Consider the following 24,667-nt stretch of genomic DNA (forward strand, 5'->3'; position numbering starts at 1 on the left):
CCGTCGGGGCAGCGATCGCTCAGGCCGCCTCGCGCTCGGCCCCGGCGCCCCGCTGCGCGGGGACCGGCGTCGCGGGAAGGGCCAGGGGCGCGGAAGCCGGCTCGGCCGGCGACTGCACCGGCGCGCCGCGCCGGGACAGGCCGAGCGCACGCTCGGCGTTGGCCAGCGCCGCGCACGGCGAGGGCTGGCCGGCGCAGAGCAGGTTGCGGCAGCGGCCGTTCTCGTCGGGCTCGTGCGCGCTGGCGACGTCGTACCCCAGTCGCCACAGCAGCGGGTCGATCACGTCGTCCGGTGGAACTGTGCCGTCACTGGCCCGGTGGCGTGGTGTCTCGGACACGTGTGACCCCTCTCGTTCGTCGCTGGCCCCCACTCTTCACCGGCCGGCGGCGCCGCTAAACCTGCCGGTCACGGCGATTTTCCCGCACGGCCACACCCCCGGGCCAGGGGGGACGCCCGGAGGTGCCGCCGCTCACGTCGGCGGGCGCGGCGGCGTCGTGGCGGGACCGGCTCCGCCACGTCCTCGGCCGGCCCGGCTGGCAGCCCGCCCGCTGAACCGGCGCCCCGGTCGTGCGACGCGCGGCCGTAGCTAACTTTCCTTGACCAGCCATCGCCCTGTAGCTAAGTTTCGATGAACCGAGCTGCCTGGAGGGCCTGATGGAGCGCAGAACCTTCCTCGCCGGCGCCGGGGCGGTCACCGCCGGCGCCGTCGCCACCACCGTGACCGGCTCGCCCGCCGGCGCCGACCCGGGGATCCGCCGGGTCGAGACGGGCCTGGACGCGCTGGTGCGGTCCGGCTTCGCCGACCTGCGCGGGCAGCGGGTGGGGGTGATCTCCAACCCGACCGGCGTCGACTCGGCGTACCGGCACCTGGTGGATCTGATGCACGGCTCCGGTCAGGTCGACCTGGCGGCGGCGTTCGGCCCCGAACACGGCTTCCGGGGCTCGGCCCAGGCGGGCGGCAGCGAGGGCACCGGCACGGACGCGCGCACCGGCATCACCGTCTACGACGCGTACGGCGCGTCCCAGGCCAGGTGGGAGGCCATGTTCACCGAGTCCGGCACGGACACGGTGGTCTTCGACATCCAGGACGTGGGGGCGCGGTTCTACACCTACATCTGGACGATGTACACGTCCATGGTCGCCGCGGCACATCTCGGCAGGCGGTACGTCGTGCTCGACCGGCCGAACCCGGTCGGCGGCCGGGCGTACGGCCCGATGATGACCCCCGGCTACACCTCCGGCGTGGGGCTGAAGGAGATCGTCCAGCAGCACGGCATGACCGTGGGCGAGCTGGCCCGCTTCTTCAACGCCGAGTTCCTGCCCGCCGACGCGGGCGGGCCGGTCGACCTGCACGTGGTGCGCTGCCGGCACTGGAAGCGGGACATGCTCGCCGCCGACACCGACCTGCCCTGGGTGATGCCCAGCCCCAACATGCCCACCCCGGACACCGCGCTCGTCTACCCGGGCACCTGCCTGTTCGAGGGCGTCGCCTCGATCACCGAGGGGCGGGGCACGACCCGCCCGTTCGAGCTGGTCGGCGGCCTGGCGACCGACTTCGACCACCACTGGGGTGACCGGCTCGACGCCCGGGGCCTGCCGGGGGTGGAGTTCCGCGAGGCGTACTTCTCGCCGACCTCGGCCGGGCAGAAGCCGGCGCTGCTCAACAAGCTCTGCGCGGGCGTGGAGGTGAAGATCGTGGACCGCGACGCGTACGACCCGATCCGCACCGGGGTGGCGATGCTGGTGGAGGCGCGGAGGTACCCGGCGTTCGCCTGGCGGCAGGACGCGTGGGACCGCGAGCGCCCGTACTGGATCGACAAGCTCACCGGGTCGCCCCGGCTGCGCACGATGATCGACTCCGGCGCCGACGTGGCCGACGTGGTGGGCGCCTGGGCCGACGAGCTGGCGGCGTTCGACCGGCAGCGCCGGCCGTACCTGCTCTACTGACCGGGCCGGGCGCGGCGGCCGGGCCGACCCCGGCCGCCGTCCCCGGGGGACCGTCGCAAGGGGAGGGTCCCCGTCAGCGGATGCCCACGTAGAACCGCGTCTGGTCGCTGCGGTGCAGGGCGTAGTACGCCTCGAAGCGGGTGCCGTCGGGCAGCCAGGCCACCGACTCGATGCCGAGCAGCGGCGTGGAGGCGGTGACCTCCAGCAGCGCGGCGTCCTCGGGCTCGGGGAAGACCGCCTCGATCCAGCGGTCGGCCGCGGCGGCCTCCAGCCCGTACCGGCGGCGCAGCACGTCGTACAGGGACTGGTTCTCCAGCACGGCCCGCTCCAACCCGGGCACCAGGGCGGCCGGCAGGGCGGTGTCGACGAGCAGCCACGGCTGGCCGTCGACGCTGCGCAGCCGGCGCATCCGCACGACCGGCGCGCCCTGCGGCAGCCGCAGCAGGTCCGCCTCGCGCTTGTCCGCCTCGCCGAGACTCTGGCTGACCGTGTGGGTGGTGACCCGGCGGCCGGACTCGCGCAGGTCGGCGGCGGAGCCGGAGACGGAGCCGACGAAGCGCAACTCCGTCTTGCGCGGGGCGACGAAGGCCCCCCGCCCCTTGACTTTGTAGATCATCCGCTGCTGGACGAGCTCGCGCAGCGCCTCCCGGACGACCGTCCGTGACACGCCGTAGATGTCGCTCAGCTCCGCCTCCGAGGGCAGCGGCTGGTCCGGGCCGATCTCACCCGCTTCGATCTGCCCGCGCAGCGTCCGCATCAGCTGCATCCACAGCGGCTCGCCCCCGTCGCGGGTGAGCCGCCGGTACGTCATCGTCATGGATTCCCTTTCCCATCGACCGGCCACAGCATGCCACGGCTGTTTCGAGATGTCATGACAGGCTCGCCGCCCTCGGTTGAGGGAAGCCGCAGGTGGTCGCGACTCCGCAACATGCACGACTGTGATCTGAAACACGTTTGTGACTTCCATCTAGCGCGCCTGTCACTACAGGTCTGTAATGACTGGCACGCCGGCTGCGGTCCCCTGCCGGGCCGGCGCAACCCGACACCACCACTCCCGCTCCGGCGGGTCCGCCCGATGGAGGCCCCACCATGCGCACCACACCCCCGCCCCGGCGTCGACGGGCCGTGCTCGCCGCCGCCCTCGCCGTGGCCCTCGGCGCGACGGCGACCGGCTGCGGCTCCGGCGACTCCGGCGGCGCCGCCGCGGGCTCCGGCGGTGACAAGCCGTTCATCGCCCTGAGCAACGGCTTCATCGGCAACGGCTGGCGGCAGACGATGATCGCCAAGTTCGAGGCCGCCGCCACCCAGGCCCAGAAGGACGGCCTGATCAGCAAGTTCAAGGTCGTCAACGCGCCCGGCGAGAACTCCGCCACCGAGCAGGTCGCCCAGATCAAGAGCCTGCTGCTGCAGAAGCCCGACGCCCTGCTCATCGACCCGGCCTCGCCAACCGCCCTCAAGCCGGTGATCGAGCAGGCGTGCAACGCCGGCATCAAGGTCGTGGTGTTCGACTCCGCCATCGACGCCCCGTGCGCCCACGTCCTGCTCAACAGCTTCAAGGACTGGGCGACCGCCGCCGCCCAGCCGCTGATCGACGGCATCGGCGGCAAGGGCACCGTCATCGTCAGCCGCGGCGTGGTCGGCTCCCAGCCGGAGGCCGAGATGTACCAGACCACCCAGGACATCCTCGCCAAGTACCCCGACGTGAAGGTCGCCGCCACCGTCAACGGCCTGTGCGACGGCGCCAAGGCGCAGAAGGCCGTCCTCGGCGTGCTGTCCAGCGTGCCGCAGGTCGACGGCGTCATCGGCTGCGGCGACGGCTACGGCGTCGCCCAGGCGTTCACCACCGCCAACAAGCCGATCCCGGCGCTGACCTTCGAGACCAACGGCCGCGCGCTGAACTACTGGAAGGACAGCAAGCTCGACAACGGCTCGGTCGCGGTCATGTCCGACCCCGGCCAGTCGGTGGCGGCGCTGTGGGAGGCGCTCGACCTGCTCGCCGGCAAGGACGTCCCGAAGGAGCTGACCTTCCCCATCGTCCTGGTCGAGCAGAAGGACCTCGCCGCCTGGGCCGGCGCGCTCAAGCCCGACGAGTACGCCGCCTGGCCGTGGACGCAGGAGCTGTTCCGCCAGCAGGTGGAGGCCGTGAAGTCCGGCGGCGCCCCGGTGCGCCCGCCGATCCCGACGGCCGCCAACTGACCCAGGGCCGTCGAAGCGGCCCTGGTCGCCCTCACCAGAGGAGAAGCGGATCATGCACGTCGACAACCCCCCGCCGGGGTCCGTCGCCGCCCCGCCGCGCGGCGACCGGCCCCCCGCCGCGGCGCGACCGGTGGTCACCACCCGGCGGGTGACCAAGACGTACGGACGAACCCGCGCCCTCACCGGCGTGGACCTCGACGTCCGCACGGGCGAGGTGCTCGGCCTCGTCGGCCACAACGGCGCCGGCAAGAGCACGCTCATGCGCGTCCTCGCCGGCCTGGAACCCTGCGACGAGGGCACGGTCGTGGTGGGCGGCAGGGAGGTGACGCCGCGGGACGTCGGCCCGGGCGCCGCCGCCTTCCGCGCGGTGCGCATGGCGTACCAGGAGACCTCGCTGTGCCCCGACCTGACCGTCGCGGAGAACATCTGGCTCTCCTCCCGCCACTGCCTGCCCCGGCTGGGCTGGCGGCGGGCGGCCGGCGCGGCGGTCCGCCGCCGGCTGGACGAGATGTTCCCCGGGCACGGGGTGTCGCCCCGGGACCGGGTCGCGGACCTGTCCATCGCCCGGCGGCAGATGGTGGAGATCGCCCGGGCCAGCCTGGTCGACCGTCTCGACCTGCTGATCCTGGACGAGCCGACCGAGTCCCTCGGCCCGGACGCCGCCCGCACCCTGTACGACCACGTCCGGCGGCTCGCCGCCCGGGGCACCGCCGTCCTGCTCATCTCGCACCGCATCGGCGAGGTCCTGTCCGTGTCCGACCGGGTCGCGGTGATGCGCGACGGCGCGGTGGTGGCCGAGCGGCCCGCCGCCGGCCTCGGCGAGCGCGACGTGCTCGTGCTCATGGGCGCCGAGGTCGCCGAGTCCGCCGCCGTCACCGCCCCGGCCCGCGCGAGCGCCGACCGGCCGGTGCTGGCCGAGCTGCGCGGCGCGACCGGGCAGGGGCTGCGCGACGTGTCGATCCGGGTCGGCGCGGGCGAGGTGGTGGGCCTGGCCGGCCTCGCCGGTCAGGGTCAGCAGGAGGTGCTGGAGCGGCTCTGGCGCCCGGCCCGCCGGGACACCACGGTCCGGGGCACCCGGGCGTACGTGCCGGGCGACCGGCAGCGCTCCGGGGTGCTGCCCCTGTGGTCGGTGGCGGAGAACCTGACGATCACCGCGATGCGCGGCCTGGCCCGGGGCGGTTTCCGGCGGATGGCCGAGGAGGCCGCGACCGTCCGCGGCTGGGTCGACCGGCTGGCCGTGCGCGGCGGCGCCGACGCCGCGATGACCGAGCTCAGCGGCGGCAACCAGCAGAAGGTCATCGTCGCCCGGGCGTTCGCCTCGACGGCGGACCTCGTCCTGCTCGACGACCCGTTCCGGGGCGTCGACGTGCACACCAAGACCGACCTGTACGCGCTGATCCGCGAGGAGGCGGCCAGGGGCCGCAGCGTCGTGTGGTACTCGAGCGAGAACGCCGAGATGGCGCACTGCGACCGGGTCTACGTGCTGCGGGCCGGGCGGGTCGTCGCCGAGCTGAGCGGCGGCGAGATCTCGGAGGAGCGGATCATCGCCGTCTCCTTCGCCGAGTCCGAGTCCGGATCCGAGTCCGGGTCCACATCCACGCCCGGGTCCGGGCCGGCGTCCCCGGCCCCGTCCGGGGCCGCGTCCCCTGCCACGCCCGAGTCCACGGGAGCACCGCGATGACCAACCTCGTCGCGGCGGCCGTGCCGCCGCGTGCCCTGCTGCGCCGCACCGCGCCCGCCGTGGTCAGCGCCGTCGCCCTGGCCGCGATGGTCGCCGTCTGCGCGTCGCTGCAGCCCGGCGTGCTGACCGTCCCCGGGCTCACGCTGATCCTCTCGGCCACCGTCCCGCTGGTCGTGGCCGCCCAGGCCCAGATGGTGCTGATGTCCGTCGGGGACATCGACCTGGGCATCGGCAACTTCGTCGGCCTGGTGACCGTCGTCTCGGCCACCACGCTGGTCTCCTCCCCCGGCGTGGGCGCGCTGGTGCTGCTCGGCCTCGTCGCCGGGTACGCCGTCCTCGGCGCGCTGATCCACCTGCGCCGGGTGCCCTCGCTGATCGCCACGCTCGGCGCGTCCTTCGTGTGGCTGGGGCTTGGCCTGTTCCTGCTGCCCACCCCGGGCGGCAGCACCCCGGCCTGGCTCGCCACCTTCGGCTCCTGGCAGCCGGCCGGCTTCCCCGCGCCGGTGCTGCCGATCCTGGTCGTCTCGGCGCTGGTCTGGCTGCTGTCCTCGCGCAGCTCCGTCGGGGTCCGGGTCCGCGCGCTGGGCAGCAACCCCGTGGCGCTGCACCGGGCCGGCCTGCGTCCGCTGGCCGCGCGGGTGGTCGCGTACGCGGCGGCCGGCGTCCTCGGCGTGCTCTCCGGCCTCGTGCTCGCCTCGCAGACCGGCGGCGGGGACGTGTCGTCGGCCACCAGCTACACGCTGATCAGCGTCGCGGCCGTGATCCTCGGCGGCGGCTCGTTCGCCGGTGGCACCGCGGTGCCGTGGGGCGTGGCCATCGGCGGGGTCACCCTCGGCCTGGTCAGCGTCGTCCTCAGCCTGCTCGACGTGCCGTCGAACATGCAGTCGGCCGTGCAGGGCGTCATCGTGCTGGCCGTGCTCGCCGGCCGCGTCGTGGTCGGAAAGGTGCTCCGCTGATGATTCCCCGTACCCTCGCCCGCCCCTGGATCTGGGGCTTCCTGGCCGCAGTCCTGGTCTGGGTCACCATCCTGGCCATCTCCTCCCAGGGCGGCGGGCAGACCGTGTCGCTCGCCCTGTCCCTGGCGCCGTACCTGGTCGTCGTGGGCCTCGGCCAGATGCTGGTGATCACCGCCGGGCCCGGCAACATCGACGTGTCGGTGGCCTCGGTCGTCTCCCTCGCCGGGTTCGTCTCGGTGCAGGTCGCGGCGACGACCGGCTCGGTGGCCCTGGGCATCCTCGCCGGGATCGGCACCGGCCTGGCCATCGCGGTGATCAGCGTGGTGGCGATCCTCGGGCTGTCCGTGCCGCCGATCATCGCCACCCTGGCCTCCGGGCTCGTCGCCTCGTCGCTGACGCTGTCGCTGGCCGACGGGTTCACCGCCGTGCCCGACGAGGGCCTGCGCCGGCTGCTCAACCTGCGGCCGGCCGGCGTGCCCGTGCTCGCCGTCGCGGTCGCCGCGCTGACCGCGCTCGTCGTGGTCCTGCTCCGGCGCACCACGTACGGGCGGTCGCTGCTCGCGGTCGGCCAGAGCCGGCCGGCCGCGGAACGGGCCGGTGTCCCGGTCGCCCGGATCATCGCGGTCACGTACCTGGCCAGCGGCGCCCTCGCCGGGCTGGCCGGGGCGCTGCTCGCCGCCTACATCGCGCCGTCGCCCGACCTGGGCACCCGCTACCTGCTCGACTCGGTCGCCGTCGTCGTCATCGGCGGGACGCTCATCTCGGGCGGCCGGGCCGTGCCGGTCGGCATCTGGGGCAGCGCGCTGTTCTTCATCCTGCTCGACGGCCTGGTCAACCTGGTCGGCTGGAGCACCGCCGCGCAGAACCTGCTCAAGGGCGGTCTGGTGCTGTTCGTCCTCTTCCTCGCCGGTGGCGGCGCCCTGCGCGGCCCCGCCACCGGCTCCCGAACCCGTCGCCGGTCGCGCCCCGCGGCCGCGACCACCCCTGCAACGATCACAGGAGACACCACGCATGGCTGACACCGACGGTCTGCTCGACGCCCGCACGTTCACCGGGGGCGGGCGCCCGGTCACCGGCTTCCACGTCAAGGGGGCGCACGCCCAGGACTGGGGTCTGCAGAACCGGCTGTCCCGGATCTTCCAGCCCAACGGCCGCACGGTGATGCTCGCCTTCGACCACGGCTACTTCCTCGGCCCGATGGCCGGCCTGGAGCGGATCGACACCATGATCGCCCCGCTCGTGCCGGACGCCGACGCGATCATGATGACCCGGGGCGCGCTGCGCACCAGCATCCCGTCGCACAGCACCGCCGGGGTGGTGCTGCGCGCCAGCGGCGGCCCGAGCGTGCTCAAGGACCTCTCCGACGAGCACATCGCCCTGGACATCGAGGACGCGGTGCGGCTCAACGCGGCGGCGCTGGCGATCCAGGTGTTCATCGGCGGGGAGCACGAGTCCCGCTCGGTGGCGAACCTGGCCACCCTCGTCGACGCCGGGCAGCGGCACGGCATCGCGGTGCTGGGGGTGACGGCGGTCGGCAAGGACATGGTCCGCGACGCCCGCTACTTCCGGCTCGCCACCCGGATCAGCGCCGAGATGGGCGCGCACATCGTCAAGACGTACTACGTCAACGAGGGCTTCGAGACGGTCACCGCGAGCTGCCCGGTGCCGATCATCGTCGCCGGCGGCAAGAAGCTGCCGGAGCTGGACGCGCTGACCATGGCGTACCGGTCGATGCAGGAGGGCGCCGCGGGCGTCGACATGGGCCGCAACATCTTCCAGAGCGAGCACCCCGCGGCGATGCTCGCCGCGGTCCGGGCGGTGGTGCACGACGACCTCAAGCCCGCGGAGGCGTACGAGCTCTTCCAGGACCGGGCGGCCGGTTCCGCAGCCTCCTGACCGTCTCCGAGGGGCGCGGGACCGTCCGCCGGTCCCGCGCCCCGCACCCCCTCCCGGGAGCCACCCATGCCACACCCGCAGACCGGCACCGGTGACGTCGTCGACCTCGTCGTCATCGGCGCCGGCATCAACGGCCTTGCCATCGCCCGAGACGCCGCCGGCCGCGGCCTGAGCGTCGTCGTCGTCGACCGGGGCGACGTCGGCGCCGGCACGACGGCCACCTCCAGCCGGCTCATCCACGGCGGCCTGAAGTACCTCGAACGCTACGACTTCACCCTGGTGCACGAGTCGATCCGCGAACGGCACCTGCTGTTCCGCAACGCCCCGCACCTCGTGCACGACTACCCGATGCTCATCCCGTTCTACGCCGGCGACAGCCGGCCGGGGCCGCTGATCCGACTCGGCCTGGCCGCGTTCGACGTGCTGGCCGCCGGGCGGGGGCGCGGGCGCAGCCGGGGGATGTCCACCCGGGCGATCGGCCGGCGCTGGCCGCACCTGTCCCAGCAGGGGCTGCGCGGCGGCGTGCTGTTCAACGACGCCCAGGTGCCGTGGGCCGAGCGGCTCTGCGTCGAGCTGCTGGTCGACGCCGAGCGCCTGGGCGCCACCGTGCTGACCTACACCACGGTGACCGGCCTGATCGTCGACGACCGCCGGGTGCTCGGGGTGCGCACCCGCGACAACGACACCGGCGCGGCCGGCGAGGTCCGGGGCCGCCTGACGATCAACGCCGCCGGGCCGTGGATCGACCGGATCCTGGACGGCCAGGTCGAGAGCCGGCGCCTCAACGGCGGCACCAAGGGCAGCCACGTGATCGTCGACCCGTTCCCGGGCGCCCCCGACACCTGCATCTTCTTCGAGGCCGCCGCGGACCAGCGCCCCATCTTCGTCTTCCCGTGGGAGGGCCGGTACGTCCTCGGCAGCACCGACCTCACGTACGAGGACGACCTGGACGAGGTCGTCGCCAGCGACGCGGAGATCGACTACCTGCTCACCGAGGCCAACCGGCTGTTCCCCGACGCGAACCTCACCCCGGAGGACGTGCTCTACAGCGTCGCCGGCGTCCGGCCGCTGCCGTACACGGCCGGGGTGTCGGACAACGCGAAGATCAGCCGGGGGCACACGGTGCTCGACCACGCGCCCGCGTACCGGGGGCTGCTCACGATCATCGGCGGGAAGCTGACCACCCACCGGGCCCTGGCCGAGGACGCCGTGGACGAGGCGCTGAAGGTGCTCGGCCGCCCGCGCCGCCGGTGCGCCACCCGCACCCGGCCGCTGCCCGGCGCGGACACCGCCGACTGGCCGGCGTTCCGGGCCGAGTTCCTGCGCGCGCCGGCGCCGTTCACCCCGGAGCAGGCCGCCCGGCTGCTGGCCGTCTACGGGGTCCGGGCGGGCCGGGTCCGCGAACTCGTCGTGGCCGACCCCGCGCTCGGCGAGGTCGTCGACCCCCGCACCGGCGCGGTCGCCGCCGAGGTGGTGCTCGCCTTCCGCGAGGAGGGGGCCCGGACCTTGGCGGACGTGCTGCTGCGCCGTACGCTGGTCGGCCTCGGCCCCGACATGGCCCTGTCGGCGGCCGTGACCTGCGCGGACGTCGCCGTGCGGCACCTCGGGTGGGACTCCGGGCGGGCCCGCTCGGAGGTGGCCGCGTACCGGGCGGAGCTGCGCCGGTTCCGCCCCCGCGTGCTGCGCCTCGCCGAGGCGGCACCGACCAGTGACAGGAGGGCGTCGTGACGGCCGCGAACACCTGCTACCTCGGCGTCGACGTCGGGCTCACGGCCACCAAGGCCGCCGCGTTCGACGAGGCGGGCCACGAGTTGGCGGTGGTGCACGCCCGCACCCCGCGCACCAGCGTGACCGCCCACCGGCACGACGTGGACATGGCCGCGCTGGCCGACACGGTGCTGTCGCTGCTCGCCGAGATCGGCGGCAAGCTCGCGGCCGACGGGTACGCCCCGGCCGGCATCGGGGTCGCGGCCCACGGCAACGGGCTGTACCCGGTCGACGCCGAACTGCGCCCGGTCGGGCCGGCCATCGCCTCGTCGGACAGCCGGGCGCAGCACGTCGTCGCGGCGATTCCGGCCGACGGCGCCCGCCGGCTGGCCCGGGAGACCGGCTCGATCCCCTGGGCGGCGCAGCCGGCCGTCCTGCTGCGCTGGCTGCGCGACGCCGAGCCCGCCGCCTACGCGGCCACCCGGTGGGCGCTGTCCTGCAAGGACTGGGTCACCGCCCAGCTCACGGGCGCGCCGAGCGCCGACTACAGCGACGCCAGCGCCTTCGGCCTGGTCGGCCTCGACACCCGCGCCTACACGCCGACCGCGCTGGAACTGGTCGGCCTGCCGGCCGCCGACCTCGACCGGTTCCCGCCGCCGCGCCGCTCCGACGAGGTGGTCGGCGGGCTCAGCGCGGCGGTCGCGGCCCGCACCGGGCTCCCGGAGGGCCTGCCGGTCATCGCCGGGTGCATGGACTGCGTCGCGGCGACCCTGGGGGCCGGCGGCCGGGAGGTCGGGGACGGGACCATCATCGTCGGCACGTGGGCCATCAACGGGGTGGTGGTGCCCGCGCGCAGTCCCGCCCCCGAGGTCACGCTCAGCGCGTTCATGCCCGACCCGGCCACCATGCTGGCGATGGAGGTGGCGCCCACCTCGGCGGCGAACCTGGACTGGCTGGCCTGCGCCGGGGTCCCGCACGCCCAGGCGGGCGGCGTCCCCGCCGCGGACCTGCTGCGGGAGGCCGCCGAGGTGCCGCCGGGCGCCGAGGGGCTGCTGTTCCTGCCCTTCGTGAACGGGGCGCCCGAGCACCCGTCGGCGTCGGGCACCTTCCTCGGCCTGTCCAGCAACCACCGGCGCGGGCACCTGGCCCGGGCGGTGATCGAGGGCGTGGCCCAGTACCACCGGGTGCAGCTGGACCGGGTGCTCGCCAGCGGCGCGGACGTCGGCGACCGCCCGTGGCGGCTGGCCGGCGGGGGCGCCCGCTCGGCGGTGTGGGCGCAGATCTTCGCCGACGTGCTCGGCCGGCCGGTGCGCCGCCAGCTCACCAGCGAACTGGGCGCCCGGGGCGTCGCCTCCCTACTGCCCGGCGCGCTCGGGCACGACGTACCGCCGTGGACGGTGGACGAGGCGGACGACCTGTGCGTACGGCCGGGGCCGGACCGGGCGGCGTACCTGGCGCACGCCGAGGTGTTCGACCGCTGCCTCGCCGGCATGTCGGCGGTGTGGTCGGAGGTGGAGCGCTACCGCACGGGCGGCGGGAGCGCCTGAGCGGCCCGGGACGAGCGGCGGGGCCGGCGGTAACCGCCGGCCCCGGAGGCTGCGACACGCCCGGCCGGGGTCGGCTGAACGCCGACCCCGGCCGGGACGTCACCGCTGGCGCGGCGTCAGCGCTGGGCGCCCGCCGTCGCGGCGGCCGGCCAGCTGTCGCTGAAGACCCGCGTGCTCTCCGCACCCGGCGACGCGGACCGGAACCACGAGTCGACCGCGGCGGCCTCGGTGTAGTGCGGGTACGGGTTGGTGCAGCCGGTGCCGGCGCTGCCGCCGGACATCAGGAGGGCGCAGTTGCCGTTGTAGTTGTCGGCCAGGCCGAGGATGTGCCCGATCTCGTGGGTCATGATCCGCAGCGGGCTGTACTGCTGGGCCTGGTAGTAGTCGATGACCACGTAACCGTTGCCGAGGCTGTAGCGCACGGCGTACGAGCCGCCGCCGTAGGTGTAGTAGATCATCAGGTTCGAGCCGCACTGCGACATGTTGATGTTGTTGGTGTAGGCGTTCCAGATCGAGGCGGCCTGGTTGGCGTACCCGCCGAACGGGCCCGCCTGGCTAATGTTGTAGCAGACGTTGGTGATGGCGAGGGCCGGCGACGCCTCGACGGCGACGACGCCGAGCGACGCCATCGTCGCGGCGGCCAGGGTGGCGAGGATCCGGGACAGCTTGGGCATACGCATCGCTCACGCTCCATATGGGGACGGGTCGAGCGGGACCAGGCAAGCGTATTGATAGAAATAGATCGATATCAACACCTCTAACAAACTTTATCGATACCCGGTGCGGGCGACGGCCGGCCGGAGGTACTGGTCGACGGGTACGCGTACGGAACGCTGTCGATGACCGCGTACACCCTCGGCCTGGCCCCGCCGCCCAGCGAGCCGGAGGCGGGGGCGCCCGCGCTGCCGGCCGACGTGCCGCCCGACTCGGCCAACATCTGACCGCCCGGGGCGATCACGACACAACGCCTGCGTGAGCGACGGCTCGGCTTTTGAGGTCTACCCTGTAGGGCATGGAACCGACCCGCTCCGTGCGCAGGTCACGGGGGCTGCACGAGGCCCGGCCTGGGCGCCCGGCGGTCGTGGTCTCCGACCTGCACGAGCTACGCGGTCCGACCGGCGGAGTCGTCGAGCTTCCGCACCGGCTGTTCTGGCAGCCGGACCGGCACGTCGATCTCGACATCCCCGGCCTGCTCGCCTGGATGTACGAGACAGTGCTCACCGAGGCCGTCCGCCCCGACGAGCTGCGCACCTGGTTGCACGGACCCACCCTCGTCCGGCTGTGGCCCCAGCTGCACCTTCCCCGCGGCGTCCGACGCGCCTGGGAAGATCGCCACTCCGTGCTGCGCAGCCGGGACATCGCTGCCTGATGCCCGCCACCGATCTGTTCCAGATCGAGGTCGCCCGGCTCGCCCTCGTTGTGGCTCGCCAGCACGGCTTCGCCCTCGCCGGAGGCCAAGCCCTCATCGCGCACGGTCTCGGCGCCCGGCCAACCGAGGACATCGACCTGTTCACCGACGTCAACGGGGGTGTCACCGCCGCCGCCGGGCTGGTCCGGCGCGCTCTGCTCGACGCCGGACTCGACGTCGAGACGATCCCCGATCCCACCGAGCTCGACGATGTCTTCTACGGTTTCGACCACGACATGACCGAATTCGAGGTCCGCCGCGGCGAGCAGGCCGTCCGGCTGCAACTCGTACGTTTCGCGCGCGGCAACAGCCCCGTCCTCCTCGACATCGGCCCGGTCCTCCACCTCGACGACGTGATCGGCACCAAGGTCGCCGCGATGGTCACCCGCGCCCAGCCCCGCGACTACATCGACATCGCCGTGGCGCTCCATCGCTTCAGCCGCGATGACCTGATCGCGCTCGGCCGCCGCGCGGACCCCGCCCTCACCGACGAGGAGTTCCACGAGGCCATGCAGCGCCTCGACCGCCTGCCGGAAGCGGTCTTCGCGCTCTACCGTTTCACGCCGGACCAGGTACGCGGCCTGCGCGCCGCCTTCGCCGACTGGCCGCGGTGAACCCGGCGCCGTCGCCGCTTGAAGCAACCCCGCGTCCGAATCCCGGCCGACGTGCCGCCCGACTCGGCCGACATCTGACCGCCCGGGGCAGCCACGGTTTGCGCCTGGCGCCGCCGGGAAGGCTCCTGTCTCGACGCGTGGGAGGCGTTCCCGCGCCGGGCCGGACAGGGGAGGTCCAGATGGCTGACCGCGAGCAACTGCACGAGCTGCGCCAGCGCGCCCACGAGGCGGGCATCGAGGGCAACTCGAAGATGACCGAGGGCCAGCTGCGCGACGCGCTGAAGAAGGTGGGCCGCGGCGTCGATCCGCAGACCGCGAAGCAGCAGAGCAAGCGCTGACGGCCGCGTCCAGCGCCCGGTGATCATGGAGTTGACGGCGCGACACGCCGAAGGGGCGGCCGTCAACTCCATGATCACGCGGGGCGGGCGTCGACGAGACCGCGCGGGGTGTCGCCTACTCCTCCACCGCGCCGCCGATGGCGCGTAGGTGCGCGCGGAACGTCAGCGCCGGCTCCCGCTCGCGTCGGGCCAGGTACGCGCCGAACCGGAGCTGGTCGCGCAGCGACTCGCCACCCCGGATCCGCTCGGCCTGCCGCCGCTCGGTGTCCCGGATGCCCTCGGCCAGCGTGACGATCTCCCCGGCGCGGTCGGCGGGGAGGAACAGCGCGCCGTCGTCGTCGGCCACGACCACGTCGTCGGGCCCGACGGTCCACTCGCCCACGGTCGCCCGGTCCAGGGCGTCGTCGGCGCGGTCGGACAGCCGCAGCGGCCCGGCCGGCAGCGCGCCGAGGCTGAACACCGGCAGGCCGATCGCGAGGATGTCGGCGGTGTCGCGGTGCAGGCCCCACACGACGAGGCCGGCGAGCCCCGCGGCGGCGGCCTCCCGGACGACGAGGTCGCCGACGCACGCCTCGTCGAGCCGGCCGGCGTTGTCCACGACCAGCACGTCGCCCGGCCCGGCGCGCTCGATCGCCTCGAGAAAGACGTCCACGCTGCCGGCGTGCCGGGCGGGCAGCACCCGGCCGGCGAGGCGGCTGCCGGGCACCACGGGGCGGGTGCCGGCGGGGGCGCAGCGGACGGTCACCCCGGCGCGGACGCACGCGTCGGCGAGGTGGGCGGTGGTCAACGCCGCGAACCGCCCGGAGGGCCACTGATCGGTCATCGCCGCATCATAGGAGCGTGCGGCGCCCGTCGACGCGAGTCCATCCGGCCACTTCCCGGGGCATTCCGGCCAGGCGGGCGGACGGAACCGGCCCGCGCCGAGCGGAGTGGGGTTGCGCCGTGCCCGTTTGCGTGTACGCCCAGCGCAGGGACGGTGGCGGTGCGACGATGGGCGCCGACCACCGAGTCAGGGAGGGTCCTGTGGCCTCGCAACTCAACCCGTACCTCAACTTCGACGGCAACGCCCGAGAGGCGATGGAGTTCTACCACCAGGTGTTCGGCGGCGACCTGTCGCTGACCACGTTCGGCGAGTACGGGGGCGACCCGGCGATCGCCGACCAGATCATGCACGGCATGCTGCGGACCCGCAGCGGCTACGTGCTGATGGCCTCCGACACGCCGCCCGGCATGCAGCTCCAGCGGGGCAACGCCGTCACCGTGTCCATCAGCGGCGACGACGCCGACGAGTTGCGCGGCTACTGGGAGCAGCTCAGCGAGGGCGGCGTGGTGGCCGTGCCGCTGGAGAAGCAGATGTGGGGCGACGTGTTCGGCCAGTGCGTGGACCGCTTCGGCACCGCGTGGATGGTCGACATCACCCCGCCGCAGGGCTGAGCCCTCCCCAGGGCCCGGCCGCGGCGCGGCGGTCCCGGGTGTATCGGCGGCGTGGGCGGGTACGGACGGCTGTCCGACGCCGCCCGGGACGCACATCCCGGGGCGGAGCCATCCGCCGGGGAGGTGCGGCCCATGAGCAGGATCCGGGACCTGCGGGTCCGTCCCGACCTGCTGTACGTGGCCAGCGGGTGGAGCGCCCTGGTCACGGACGTGCACGGCCGGATCACCGGCGCCGGGCCGCAGGGTTTCTTCGCGCGCAACACGCGGGTCCTCAGCGCCGAACACCTCACCGTCGACGGCCGCGAGCCCGTCCCGTTCAGCACGGCCAGCGTCCAGGCGCACGCCCAGTTGTCGTACGCCGAACTCGCCGAAGGCGAGGCGCTGCCCTCCCGGGCGGCGTACCTGCTGACGGAGCGCTTCGTCGGCGCGGGCCTGCGCACCCGGCTGACCGTCCTCAGCTACGCCGAGCGGCCGCTGGACCTGCGGCTGGGGCTGCGGCTGGCCGCCGACTTCGCCGACACCGGCGAGGCCGAGACGGGCCGGCGCGTGCAGCACGGCGGGGTCGGCGCGGCCTGGGACCCGGCGGCCCGGGAACTGCGCCTGACCTACCTGCGCGACGACATCGACCGCGCGGTCGCGGTCCGCGTGCACGCCGAGGGGCCCGTCGCGTACGCCGACGGGGCGCTCGCGCTGCGGCTGCGCGTGCCGGCGCGCGGGCGCGGCCGGGTGGAGTTCCTCGTCGAGCCCGTCTTCGACGGCGAGCGGCTGGCGGCCCCGCCGGCGACGTTCGCCGAGCCCGGCGGGCGGGCCGCCGCCGCCCGGTCCCGGCTGGCCCGCGAGTTCACCCGGATGCGCAGCAGCAACTTCGACGTCGAGGCGGCGTGGCGGTGCGCGGTCGACGACCTGGCGGTGCTGCCGCTGGGGGAACCGGCGGGGCCGGCGGCGCCGATGGCCGGGCTGCCGATCTACCAGGAGGTCTTCGGCCGGGACACGATGACCGCCTCGTGGCAGGCGCTGCTGGCCGGGTCGACGATGCTGGCGGACAGCCTGCGGCTCAACGCCCGCCGCGTCGGGCGGCACATCGACCGGTGGCGGGACGAGGAGCCGGGCAAGCCGCTGCACGAGGCCCGCCTGGGCCCGGTGTCCGTGCTCGGGTTCGACCCGTTCACCGCGTACTACGGCGACTGGTCGACCGCGCCGGACTTCCTGGTCTTCCTCGGCCAGTACCTCGCCTGGACGGGGGACCTGGCCACGCTGCGGGACCTGCTGCCGGTGGCGCGGCGGGTCCTGGAGTGGATCGACCGGTACGGCGACCCGGACGGGGACGGCTTCCTGGAGTACCACTGCCGCTCCCGAGCGGGTCTGAAGAACCAGGGCTGGAAGGACTCGGACACCGCGATCGTCGACGAGCACGGGCGGGTGGTGCCGAACCCGATCGCGACCAGCGAGCTGCAGGCGTACTGGTACGCGGCGCTGCGGCACGCCGCCGTCGTGTTCACCGCCACCGGCGACCCGCGCACCGGCGCCGTCCTGGTGGCCCGCGCGCACGCCCTGCGCCGCCGGTTCCACCGCGCGTACTGGATGCCCGAGCGGGGGTGCCACGCGATGGCCCTGGGGCCGGACAAGCGCCAGGTGCGGTCGGTGAGCTCCAACGACGGGCACCTGCTGGCCACCGGGATCGTGCCGGCCCGGATCGCCCCCGCCGTCGCCCGCCGGCTGCTGGAACCGGACATGTTCAGCGGCTGGGGCGTGCGCACCCTGTCGGCCGACCACCCGGCGTACAACCCGTTCAGCTACCACCGGGGCAGCGTCTGGCCGGTGGAGGCCGGCACGATCGGGATCGGCCTGGCCCGATACGGCTGCTGGGAGCAGTTGCACCGACTCGCCGAGGGCATGTTCGCCGCGGCGGCGCTGTTCGAGGGGCACCGCCTGCCCGAGGCGCTCGGCGGGCTGCCGCGCGACGCCGAACACCCGCACCCCGGCGTCTACCCGAACTCGTGCTCCCCGCAGGCGTGGTCGGCCAGCGCCGTCGTCGCGGTGGTCCAGGCGCTGCTGGCCCTGCGCCCGGTCGCGCCGCTGCGGACGATCCTGGTGGACCCGCACCTGCCCGAGTGGCTGCCCGACCTGACGCTGGAGGGCGTGCAGGTCGGCCGCGCCACCGTCGACCTGCACGTGCGCCGTCGGCGCGACGGCCGGGCGTCGGTACGCGCCCGCGGCGACCGGATCGCCGTGGTCCGCCGGCCCACGCTCCAGGCGACCGCCGCCCGCCGGCACCGGTCCTGAGCCTGGTCACGGGCGATCGGCGCGCCGATCCGGATCCGGCGGAAACCCGCCACACGCCACACCGGTTGTGGAGTCGGACATCCATGCCTATGGTGCTGCTGTAATCGGTTTCAGCCACCGAACGCGGAGCGCAGCGGAGCTACCACCACACGACGGCCGCCATCCCCGAGGAGGCGCATTGGCATCCTCCGCCGCCTTGAAGGGCGGGGATTCCCTCGGTCGCCCGACACCCCTCCCGCCCGCGGAACGCCGACCGGGTGTACTCGGCCGACGCCCGCGATCTGCGCTTGGACTTGAACCGCGGATACCGGGCACGCCTGTCCCAGAACGCGACGAACCCAGCCTGCAGGTGCACCGCCCACGCCCGGGTACGCGCCTCCAAGGCCCGGTTGTACACCAGCCGCACACACCCGAACGTCCGATTCAACTGCTCGGCCTGCTGGGGCGACGGGTAGAAGCGGTACTTGAACGCCCGCTCCACCACCCCACTCACGCTTCACCTTCTCGCATCCATGCAAGACGATCATCCGAAAGGAGGGAGCGGCGTGTCATCCCCGCTCAAGCGAGGGTATCCACGCCGCGATTCCGATGAGGCACTGGAGACACGCGACGGCCGTCGCGCTCGCGCTCGCGCTGGGCGTGACCGGCTGCGGCCGGGACGGCGGCGGCTCCACGACCGGCGGCCAGCCCGCCGGCAAGGGCATCGCCGAGGGCAAGGCCACGGGCGAGATCACCGTCTGGGCGATGGGCGCCGAGGGGGAGAAGCTGACGGCCCTCGCGTCCGACTTCACCAAGGAGAACCCGGACGCCAAGGTCACCGTCACGTCGTTCCCGTTCGACGCCGCCCACGACAAGATCGCCACCGCCATCGCGGGCCGGCAGACGCCGGACGTCAGCATGATGGGTACGACCTGGATGGGCGAGTTCGCCAAGACGGGCGCGTTCGACCCCACCCCCACCGGGCTGTTCGACCAGAGCAAGTTCTTCGAGGGCGCCTGGAACACCACCGTCGTCGACGGCACCTCCTACGGCGTCCCCTGGTACGTCGAGACCCGGCTGATCTACCACCGCAGCGACCTCGCCGCCAAGGCGGGCGTGCAGAAGCCGACCAGCTGGCAGGGGCTCACCGACTTCGCCAAGGGGATGAAGGACTCCGGTGGCGCCAAGTGGGGCATCTACCTGCAGCCGGGCGGCACCGGCTCGTGGCAGACGTTCATGCCGTTCGCCTGGCAGGCCGGCGCGGACATCATGCGGGACGGCAAGTTCACCCTCGACACACCGGAGATGCAGAAGGCGCTGGAGTACTACGCCTCGTTCTTCAAGCAGGGAGTCGCACCGGCGCAGCTGGCCCCCGAGGCCATGGGCCCCGGCTTCCTCAGGGGTGAGATCGGCGCCTTCGTGTCCGGCCCGTGGCACATGGGCATCCTGCGCGAGGACGGCGGCACGGCGCTCGAGGGTAAGTGGGATGTCGCGCAGATGCCGCGCGAGAAGGCCGGCACGTCCTTCATCGGCGGCTCGGATCTGGTGGTCTACAAGGATTCCAAGAACCGCGACACGGCCTGGAAGTTCGTCCAGTACCTCAGCACCCCGGCGGCCCAGCAGAAGCTGTACGACCTGGTCGGCAGCCTCCCGGCGGTGCAGGAGAGCTGGCAGTCCGGCAAGCTGGCCGCCGACCCGTTCCTGAAGGCGTTCGGTGAGCAGCTCAAGGACGCGAAGTCGGCGCCGGCGATCGCCACCTGGGAGCAGGTCGCCGACGTCATCGACGACGGCATCGAGCGGGTGGTCCGCGGCGTCTCCGATCCCGCCACCGCCACGAAGGAGATGCAGGCCAAGGCGTCCTCGATCGGCACCGGGAGCTGACATGACCTCCGCCACCGCGCGGCGAGCCACGCGCACCGGCGGCAAGCGGGAGGCCACGGGCAGGCGGCGGGAGGGCGTCGCAGGTTGGGGCTTCGCCCTTCCGTTCCTGCTCGTGTTCGCCGTGTTCATGGCCGGCCCGGTGCTGGCCTCGCTCGCCATGAGCTTCACCGACCTGCGCAGCGCCGACATGCGCGACCCCCTCGGGGTCAACCCGGTCGGCCTGGACAACTACGTCAAGCTGTTCGGTGACGACACGTTCCGGCAGGCCGCCCTCAACACGGCGTACTTCGTGCTGGTCGGGATCCCGCTGACGATGGTCCTCGGGCTCGCGGCCGCGGTCGGCCTGGACGCGGGGATCACCAGGTTCCGGACGTTCTTCCGGGTCGGGTACTACCTGCCCGTCGTCACGAGCATCGTGGCCGTCGCCGTCGTCTGGCGCTTCGTGCTCGAGCCGGACAGCGGCCTGGTCAACACGCTGCTCGGTTACGTCGGCATCGACGGCCCGAACTGGCTGACCGACCCGACGACGGCGATGCCCGCGCTCATCCTGATGGCGGCCTGGCGGAACACGGGGTACCTGATGGTCATCTTCCTGGCCGGGCTGCAGGCGATCCCCCGGGAGCTGCACGAGGCGGCGGCCATCGACGGCAGCGGTGCATGGTCGCGGTTCCGCCACGTCACCCTGCCGCTGATGCGGCCGACGCTGCTGTTCGGCGGCGTCATCACCGGCATCGGCTACCTGCAGTTCTTCGAGGAGCCGTTCGTGATGACGCAGGGCGGGCCGCTGGACCGGACGACGTCGGTGGCCTTCTACATCTACAACCAGTTCGGCTTCGGCAACTACAGCTACGCCGCGGCCATCAGCTACGTCCTGTTCATCGCCATTCTCGTCCTCACCCTGGTGCAGTTCCGGCTGCTCCGGTCGAAGACGTGAGGGAGTCGTCATGACCACATCCGTGCACACACCGGCCTCGTCCACACCGCCCCGTGCCGGCAGGCGGCACCGGGTGGTGGGCGGCGCGCCGGAGGCCCGGGGCCACCTGTGGGTGTACACCGTCCTCACCGGTGGGCTCGTGCTCCTGGTCGGTCCGTTCGTCTGGATGCTGCTCGGCTCGTTCAAGACCAACGCCGAGGTCCGCCAGGTGCCCCCCACCTGGCTGCCCGAGTCCCCGACGCTGAAGAACTACCGGGACCTGTTCACGCAGTTGGACTTCCCGCAGTTCTTCCTCAACAGCACACTGGTGGCCGTCGCCATCACCGCGGGCAATCTCGTCTTCTGCTCGATGCTCGGCTACGCCCTGGCGAAGCTGCAGTTTCCCGGCAGACGGGTGGTGTTCGCGCTCGTTCTCGGGATGCTGATGGTGCCCGGCATGGTCTACTTCGTGCCGCTGTTCATGCTGGTCAGCCAGCTCGGCATGGTGAACAGCTACGCCGGGCTCATCCTGCCGTGGCTGGCCCAGCCGCTCGGGGTGTTCCTGATGCGCCAGTTCATCCTGGGCCTGCCCGACGACCTGATCCATGCCGCCCGGGTGGACGGCGCCGGGGAGTGGCGGATCTTCGCCCGGGTCATCCTGCCGCTGTGCGGGCCGGCCCTGGCCACGCTCGGCATCCTGCAGTTCCTGGCCACCTGGAACAACTTCCTCTGGCCGCTGGTCGTCGCCCAGTCCGAGGACAAATACACCCTCCCGGTGGCACTCGCGCTCTACGCCATCGGGGAGAACAACACCCGGTACGGCCTGCTGATGGCCGGTTCCGTCGCCGTCATCGTGCCGATCCTGATCGTGTTCGTCCTGCTGCAGCGGTACTTCGTCCAGGGCATCGCCATGACCGGCCTCAAGTGAGGAGCCCCCTCGTGCGATCCACGTCCCGTCTGTCCGTCACCGCCGGGGTGATCCTGTCCCTCGGACTGGTCGCCGCCGGCGCCCCCGCGTCGGCCGCCGCCCCCGTGGCCGACTCCCCCGCCGATTCCTCCGGCGCCGCCCGCGCCGCCGTCCTGCGGCAGTACGCCGCCGACACCTGGCGGTCGTTCGCCGCCATGGTCGACCCCGGCACCGGTCTGGTGGCCGACAACGTCGGCGGCGACCTCGACCCGGCCGACCGGTCCGCGTACACCTCGCCGACCAACGTCGGGGCGTACCTGTGGAGCACCGTCGTGGCCCGGGAGACCGGGCTGATCCCGGCCGGGCAGGCCCGCGACCGCATCGCCCGCACCCTGGACACGCTGGGCCGGCTGGAGATCCACGAGGCGTCCGGCATGTACTACAACTGGTACGACCCGGCGACCGGGCGGAAGCTCACCACCTGGCCGGCCGACGGCAGCACGGTGCACCCGTTCCTGTCCAGCGTGGACAACGGCTGGCTGGCCGTCGGGCTGGAGATCGTCAAGGACGCGGTGCCGGAGCTGGCTGCGCCAGCCGACGCGCTGCTGGGCCGGATGGACTTCGGCTACTACTACAACCCGGCGGAGCGACAGATCCGCGGTGGCTTCTGGGTGCAGCCGCCGCCCGGCTGCTCCGTGGCCGGCAACTACCGCGGCGGGCCGGACGTCTACTACACCTGCCACCACTACGGCGCGTTCAACACCGAGCCGCGCATCGCCAGCTACCTCGGCATCGCGGCCGGCCAGATCCCGCCGGAGCACTACTTCGGCACGTTCCGCACGTTCGCGCCGGAGGGCTGCGACTACGCGTGGACCGAGCAACGGCCGGTCGGCGAGTGGCGCACCTACCTCGGCGTGCGGGTGTTCGAGGGAGCCTACCGCTACCGCGGGCTACAGCTGGTGCCGAGCTGGGGCGGGTCGATGTTCGAGGCGCTGATGGTCCCGCTGTTCGTGCCCGAGGAGCAGTGGGGCCCGCGCAGCTGGGCGATCAACCACCCGACGTACGTGCGGGCGCAGATCGAGCACGGGCTGAACGAGGCCGGGTACGGCTACTGGGGCTTCTCCCCCTCGAACAACCCCGCCGGCGGGTACCGGGAGTACGGCGTGGACCCGATCGGGATGGACGGGGCGGGCTACACCTCCGACCAGGAGCGGACCACGGTGGACTACGGGTACGGCGAGTGCCGCCCCGCGCAGCCGCTGCCGGCCCGGTACGGCCACGGCGTGGTCACGCCGCACGCCTCCTTCCTCGCCCTGCGCTACGCCGAGGGCGACGCGCTGCGTAACCTGGCGAACCTGCGGCGGGACTTCGACGCGTACGGCCCCGGTGGGTTCTACGACGCGGTCGACGTGACCGCCGGGCAGGTGTCGAAGCGCTACCTGGCGCTGGACCAGGGCATGGTGATGGCGGCGCTGGGCAACGCGCTCGCCCACGACGTGCTGCGCCGGCCGTTCAGCGGCGGCGCGATGAAGCAGCGCGTCGCGCCGCTGATGCGGATGGAGGAGTTCTCCGTGGCGCGCGGGCGCAACTGACGTCCGGCCGGCCCCGGGACGGTCGCGGCGGCCCGCCGGACCGTCCGGTGCCGGGGCCGGCACCACGTGGGAAGGACGCCCCTCTCGATCACAAGCATCGAGAGGGGCGTCCTTCCTTGTGGCTGCGCGAGTCCGACGCCATCCGGCAGGCTGCCCCCGGAAGCGGGTTATGTCAACAGAATGTTGACATCGGTGTGACGGGCTGACAGGGTCAGGGCGTGGACGCCCCCGACGAGTTGTCGCGGCTCATCGCGCCGGGCGCCGGGGCCGAGGGCTCCGGCGCCGAGGCGGCACTCGCCGCCCTGGGTCGCATTCCCGAGGCCCGGGCCCTGCTCGACGACGCCGAGCGCCGCCTCATCGACGAGGCTCGTCGACAGGGCGCGACCTGGGCCCAGGTGGCCGGGGCGCTCGCCCTCACCTCCCGGCAGGCCGCCGAACAACGCCGGTCCAGGCTCGGCCCCGCCTCCGACGAGGGCAAACGCGCCGGTGGCACCGCCGCCGGAGCGGAGGTGACGGCCGTCCGCGCCGCGGTGTCCGGGCTGGTCGACGCGCTCGACGCCGACGCCGGATGGGAGCGGCGGTTTCCCCGCGCGGCGCTGGCCCGGGCCACCCTGCGAGCCGCGCTTCCGGCGCCTCCGGGCGCGCTGCTGGACCTCACCGCACAGGCGCTGGACGACGTGGCGGGCGCCGCGCCCGCGCGACTCCCCCGCCCGGTGCGGACCGCGCTCGACCGGCTCCGGCGCGCGACGCGGGAGGCGCGACCGGCCCCCCGGAAGACCGACGCGCTTGACCGGCGCCCGACCGCGCCCTAGGTTGAGTCGCAGTGGCTCAAGTTGGGGCCAGCGGCCACGGTGACTCTCCGCGCCTGGAGCGACCAGCGCTCCGAGCCGGCCAGGTCACCGGAGGCGCCGCCGTGGGACGGCGAGCGACGACAGGGAGCGACGCCGATGAGCGCAGGGGTGTCCCGTACGGGCGGTCGACGATTCGACGTGCTGCGGGAAGCCGGTTTCCGGTCGTTCCTCACCGGCTACACCACCTCGGCGTCGGCACGGCGATGGCAAGCGTGGCGCTGTCCTTCGCCATTCTGGACAGCACAGGCTCCCTGACCGACCTGAGCTACGTGCTGGCGGCGCGAATCGTGCCCATGGTGCTGTTCCTGCTCGGCGGCGGCGTGGCGGGCGACCGGTTCCCGCGGCGCTGGGTGATGATCGGCGCCGACACGGTACGGGCGGCGAGCCACGCCGCCCTCGCCGCCGCCTTCCTGTCAAGCCCCGGGTTTAATGGAGAGTTGGTTAGCTGGTTTTCAGGGGTGCGGTGACCGGGTGGGTCATCGCGTGGAGTGCCTCGTGTTCGGCGGGTGGGACGTGGCCGAGTTCGCCGTGCAGCCT

At 73.5% G+C, this 24,667-nt stretch carries 24 protein-coding genes; 19 read left to right on the top strand and 5 right to left on the bottom strand.

Annotated elements, in window-relative coordinates:
• Positions 1-19 precede the first annotated feature (19 nt).
• Positions 20-337 (bottom strand): hypothetical protein, encoded by a 318-nt coding sequence (locus ABGB16_RS12055; RefSeq protein ID WP_347668086.1) that lies wholly within the window; start codon positions 335-337, stop codon positions 20-22.
• 317 nt (positions 338-654) lie between these two features.
• Here ABGB16_RS12055 and ABGB16_RS12060 point away from each other — a divergent pair, with 317 nt between their 5' ends.
• Positions 655-1,947: a DUF1343 domain-containing protein gene (locus tag ABGB16_RS12060; protein ID WP_347668087.1), complete on the top strand. Its 1,293-nt coding sequence runs from the start codon at positions 655-657 to the stop codon at positions 1,945-1,947.
• Positions 1,948-2,020: 73 nt separating this feature from the next.
• Here ABGB16_RS12060 and ABGB16_RS12065 read toward each other — a convergent pair whose 3' ends face one another.
• Positions 2,021-2,764, bottom strand: coding sequence for a GntR family transcriptional regulator (locus ABGB16_RS12065; protein ID WP_347668088.1), 744 nt, complete (start codon positions 2,762-2,764; stop codon positions 2,021-2,023).
• A gap of 272 nt (positions 2,765-3,036) precedes the next feature.
• On the opposite strand from ABGB16_RS12065, the gene ABGB16_RS12070 reads away from it, so the two are divergent.
• The 7 genes from ABGB16_RS12070 (at position 3,037) to ABGB16_RS12100 (ending at position 11,930) form a co-directional block, all read left to right on the top strand.
• On the top strand, positions 3,037-4,143 hold the full coding sequence (locus tag ABGB16_RS12070) for an ABC transporter substrate-binding protein (RefSeq protein ID WP_347668089.1): 1,107 nt from the start codon (positions 3,037-3,039) through the stop codon (positions 4,141-4,143).
• Positions 4,144-4,195: 52 nt separating this feature from the next.
• Positions 4,196-5,824 carry a sugar ABC transporter ATP-binding protein gene (locus ABGB16_RS12075; RefSeq protein ID WP_347668090.1) on the top strand — a complete coding sequence of 543 codons (1,629 nt, stop codon included), beginning with the start codon at positions 4,196-4,198 and terminating at the stop codon, positions 5,822-5,824.
• A complete protein-coding gene (locus tag ABGB16_RS12080) occupies positions 5,821-6,780 on the top strand; it encodes an ABC transporter permease (protein WP_347668091.1) in 960 nt (319 codons plus the stop codon). The genes ABGB16_RS12075 and ABGB16_RS12080 overlap by 4 nt, the downstream gene beginning before the upstream one ends.
• Positions 6,780-7,799, top strand: coding sequence for an ABC transporter permease (locus ABGB16_RS12085; protein WP_347668092.1), 1,020 nt, complete (start codon positions 6,780-6,782; stop codon positions 7,797-7,799). Before ABGB16_RS12080 ends, ABGB16_RS12085 begins: the two co-directional genes overlap by 1 nt.
• Positions 7,792-8,676 carry a 3-hydroxy-5-phosphonooxypentane-2,4-dione thiolase gene (lsrF, locus tag ABGB16_RS12090; protein ID WP_347668093.1) on the top strand — a complete coding sequence of 295 codons (885 nt, stop codon included), beginning with the start codon at positions 7,792-7,794 and terminating at the stop codon, positions 8,674-8,676. The genes ABGB16_RS12085 and lsrF overlap by 8 nt, the downstream gene beginning before the upstream one ends.
• Before the next feature lie 66 nt (positions 8,677-8,742).
• The gene (locus tag ABGB16_RS12095) at positions 8,743-10,404 is read left to right on the top strand and encodes a glycerol-3-phosphate dehydrogenase/oxidase (RefSeq protein ID WP_347668094.1); all 1,662 of its coding nucleotides are present in this window, start codon (positions 8,743-8,745) and stop codon (positions 10,402-10,404) included.
• Positions 10,401-11,930 carry an FGGY-family carbohydrate kinase gene (locus tag ABGB16_RS12100; RefSeq protein WP_347668095.1) on the top strand — a complete coding sequence of 510 codons (1,530 nt, stop codon included), beginning with the start codon at positions 10,401-10,403 and terminating at the stop codon, positions 11,928-11,930. Before ABGB16_RS12095 ends, ABGB16_RS12100 begins: the two co-directional genes overlap by 4 nt.
• A gap of 116 nt (positions 11,931-12,046) precedes the next feature.
• On the opposite strand, the gene ABGB16_RS12105 is transcribed toward ABGB16_RS12100, so the two are convergent.
• Positions 12,047-12,610: a snapalysin family zinc-dependent metalloprotease gene (locus ABGB16_RS12105; protein WP_347668096.1), complete on the bottom strand. Its 564-nt coding sequence runs from the start codon at positions 12,608-12,610 to the stop codon at positions 12,047-12,049.
• Positions 12,611-12,942: 332 nt separating this feature from the next.
• On the opposite strand from ABGB16_RS12105, the gene ABGB16_RS12110 reads away from it, so the two are divergent.
• The 3 genes from ABGB16_RS12110 (at position 12,943) to ABGB16_RS12120 (ending at position 14,290) form a co-directional block, all read left to right on the top strand.
• Complete coding sequence (locus ABGB16_RS12110) at positions 12,943-13,299, top strand: hypothetical protein (RefSeq protein WP_347668097.1); 357 nt, start codon at positions 12,943-12,945, stop codon at positions 13,297-13,299.
• A complete protein-coding gene (locus tag ABGB16_RS12115; protein WP_347668098.1) occupies positions 13,299-13,952 on the top strand; it encodes a nucleotidyl transferase AbiEii/AbiGii toxin family protein in 654 nt (217 codons plus the stop codon). Before ABGB16_RS12110 ends, ABGB16_RS12115 begins: the two co-directional genes overlap by 1 nt.
• Positions 13,953-14,131: 179 nt before the next feature.
• Positions 14,132-14,290 (top strand): hypothetical protein, encoded by a 159-nt coding sequence (locus ABGB16_RS12120; protein ID WP_347668099.1) that lies wholly within the window; start codon positions 14,132-14,134, stop codon positions 14,288-14,290.
• Between the two features lie 115 nt (positions 14,291-14,405).
• Here ABGB16_RS12120 and ABGB16_RS12125 read toward each other — a convergent pair whose 3' ends face one another.
• Positions 14,406-15,113, bottom strand: coding sequence for an RraA family protein (locus ABGB16_RS12125; protein ID WP_347668100.1), 708 nt, complete (start codon positions 15,111-15,113; stop codon positions 14,406-14,408).
• 200 nt (positions 15,114-15,313) lie between these two features.
• Between ABGB16_RS12125 and ABGB16_RS12130 the strand changes: the two genes are divergently transcribed.
• Both ABGB16_RS12130 and ABGB16_RS12135 read left to right on the top strand, forming a co-directional pair.
• Positions 15,314-15,724 (top strand): VOC family protein, encoded by a 411-nt coding sequence (locus ABGB16_RS12130; protein WP_347668101.1) that lies wholly within the window; start codon positions 15,314-15,316, stop codon positions 15,722-15,724.
• Positions 15,725-15,856: 132 nt separating this feature from the next.
• The gene (locus ABGB16_RS12135) at positions 15,857-18,007 is read left to right on the top strand and encodes a glycogen debranching N-terminal domain-containing protein (protein ID WP_347668102.1); all 2,151 of its coding nucleotides are present in this window, start codon (positions 15,857-15,859) and stop codon (positions 18,005-18,007) included.
• Between the two features lie 139 nt (positions 18,008-18,146).
• Here ABGB16_RS12135 and ABGB16_RS12140 read toward each other — a convergent pair whose 3' ends face one another.
• On the bottom strand, positions 18,147-18,500 hold the full coding sequence (locus ABGB16_RS12140; protein ID WP_347668103.1) for a helix-turn-helix domain-containing protein: 354 nt from the start codon (positions 18,498-18,500) through the stop codon (positions 18,147-18,149).
• 95 nt (positions 18,501-18,595) lie between these two features.
• On the opposite strand from ABGB16_RS12140, the gene ABGB16_RS12145 reads away from it, so the two are divergent.
• The 6 genes from ABGB16_RS12145 to ABGB16_RS12170 all read left to right on the top strand — a co-directional run bounded on the left by ABGB16_RS12145 (position 18,596) and on the right by ABGB16_RS12170 (position 24,597).
• Positions 18,596-19,867, top strand: a complete 1,272-nt coding sequence (locus ABGB16_RS12145) for a sugar ABC transporter substrate-binding protein (protein WP_347668104.1) — start codon at positions 18,596-18,598, stop codon at positions 19,865-19,867.
• Between the two features lies 1 nt (position 19,868).
• Entirely contained in the window at positions 19,869-20,801 is a 933-nt protein-coding gene (locus tag ABGB16_RS12150) for a sugar ABC transporter permease (RefSeq protein ID WP_347668105.1), read from the top strand.
• Between the two features lie 10 nt (positions 20,802-20,811).
• Positions 20,812-21,708 (top strand): carbohydrate ABC transporter permease, encoded by an 897-nt coding sequence (locus ABGB16_RS12155; protein ID WP_347668106.1) that lies wholly within the window; start codon positions 20,812-20,814, stop codon positions 21,706-21,708.
• Between the two features lie 11 nt (positions 21,709-21,719).
• The gene (locus tag ABGB16_RS12160; RefSeq protein ID WP_347668107.1) at positions 21,720-23,279 is read left to right on the top strand and encodes a glucoamylase family protein; all 1,560 of its coding nucleotides are present in this window, start codon (positions 21,720-21,722) and stop codon (positions 23,277-23,279) included.
• Positions 23,280-23,497: 218 nt separating this feature from the next.
• The gene (locus ABGB16_RS12165; RefSeq protein ID WP_347668108.1) at positions 23,498-24,091 is read left to right on the top strand and encodes a hypothetical protein; all 594 of its coding nucleotides are present in this window, start codon (positions 23,498-23,500) and stop codon (positions 24,089-24,091) included.
• 242 nt (positions 24,092-24,333) lie between these two features.
• Positions 24,334-24,597: a hypothetical protein gene (locus ABGB16_RS12170; protein ID WP_347668109.1), complete on the top strand. Its 264-nt coding sequence runs from the start codon at positions 24,334-24,336 to the stop codon at positions 24,595-24,597.
• The last annotated feature ends 70 nt before the right edge of the window (positions 24,598-24,667 follow it).

It is taken from the genome of Micromonospora sp. B11E3, from assembly GCF_039871625.1.
GTDB lineage: Bacteria > Actinomycetota > Actinomycetes > Mycobacteriales > Micromonosporaceae > Micromonospora.

Coding starts and splice junctions, on each gene's coding strand:
- ABGB16_RS12060 (WP_347668087.1), top strand. CDS start 655: ATGGAGCGCAGAACCTTCCTCGCCGGCGCCGGGGCGGTCACCGCCGGC.
- ABGB16_RS12065 (WP_347668088.1), bottom strand. CDS start 2,764: ATGACGATGACGTACCGGCGGCTCACCCGCGACGGGGGCGAGCCGCTG.
- ABGB16_RS12070 (WP_347668089.1), top strand. CDS start 3,037: ATGCGCACCACACCCCCGCCCCGGCGTCGACGGGCCGTGCTCGCCGCC.
- ABGB16_RS12075 (WP_347668090.1), top strand. CDS start 4,196: ATGCACGTCGACAACCCCCCGCCGGGGTCCGTCGCCGCCCCGCCGCGC.
- ABGB16_RS12080 (WP_347668091.1), top strand. CDS start 5,821: ATGACCAACCTCGTCGCGGCGGCCGTGCCGCCGCGTGCCCTGCTGCGC.
- ABGB16_RS12085 (WP_347668092.1), top strand. CDS start 6,780: ATGATTCCCCGTACCCTCGCCCGCCCCTGGATCTGGGGCTTCCTGGCC.
- lsrF (WP_347668093.1), top strand. CDS start 7,792: ATGGCTGACACCGACGGTCTGCTCGACGCCCGCACGTTCACCGGGGGC.
- ABGB16_RS12095 (WP_347668094.1), top strand. CDS start 8,743: ATGCCACACCCGCAGACCGGCACCGGTGACGTCGTCGACCTCGTCGTC.
- ABGB16_RS12105 (WP_347668096.1), bottom strand. CDS start 12,610: ATGCGTATGCCCAAGCTGTCCCGGATCCTCGCCACCCTGGCCGCCGCG.
- ABGB16_RS12110 (WP_347668097.1), top strand. CDS start 12,943: ATGGAACCGACCCGCTCCGTGCGCAGGTCACGGGGGCTGCACGAGGCC.
- ABGB16_RS12115 (WP_347668098.1), top strand. CDS start 13,299: ATGCCCGCCACCGATCTGTTCCAGATCGAGGTCGCCCGGCTCGCCCTC.
- ABGB16_RS12120 (WP_347668099.1), top strand. CDS start 14,132: ATGGCTGACCGCGAGCAACTGCACGAGCTGCGCCAGCGCGCCCACGAG.
- ABGB16_RS12125 (WP_347668100.1), bottom strand. CDS start 15,113: ATGACCGATCAGTGGCCCTCCGGGCGGTTCGCGGCGTTGACCACCGCC.
- ABGB16_RS12135 (WP_347668102.1), top strand. CDS start 15,857: ATGAGCAGGATCCGGGACCTGCGGGTCCGTCCCGACCTGCTGTACGTG.
- ABGB16_RS12145 (WP_347668104.1), top strand. CDS start 18,596: ATGAGGCACTGGAGACACGCGACGGCCGTCGCGCTCGCGCTCGCGCTG.
- ABGB16_RS12150 (WP_347668105.1), top strand. CDS start 19,869: ATGACCTCCGCCACCGCGCGGCGAGCCACGCGCACCGGCGGCAAGCGG.
- ABGB16_RS12155 (WP_347668106.1), top strand. CDS start 20,812: ATGACCACATCCGTGCACACACCGGCCTCGTCCACACCGCCCCGTGCC.
- ABGB16_RS12170 (WP_347668109.1), top strand. CDS start 24,334: ATGGCAAGCGTGGCGCTGTCCTTCGCCATTCTGGACAGCACAGGCTCC.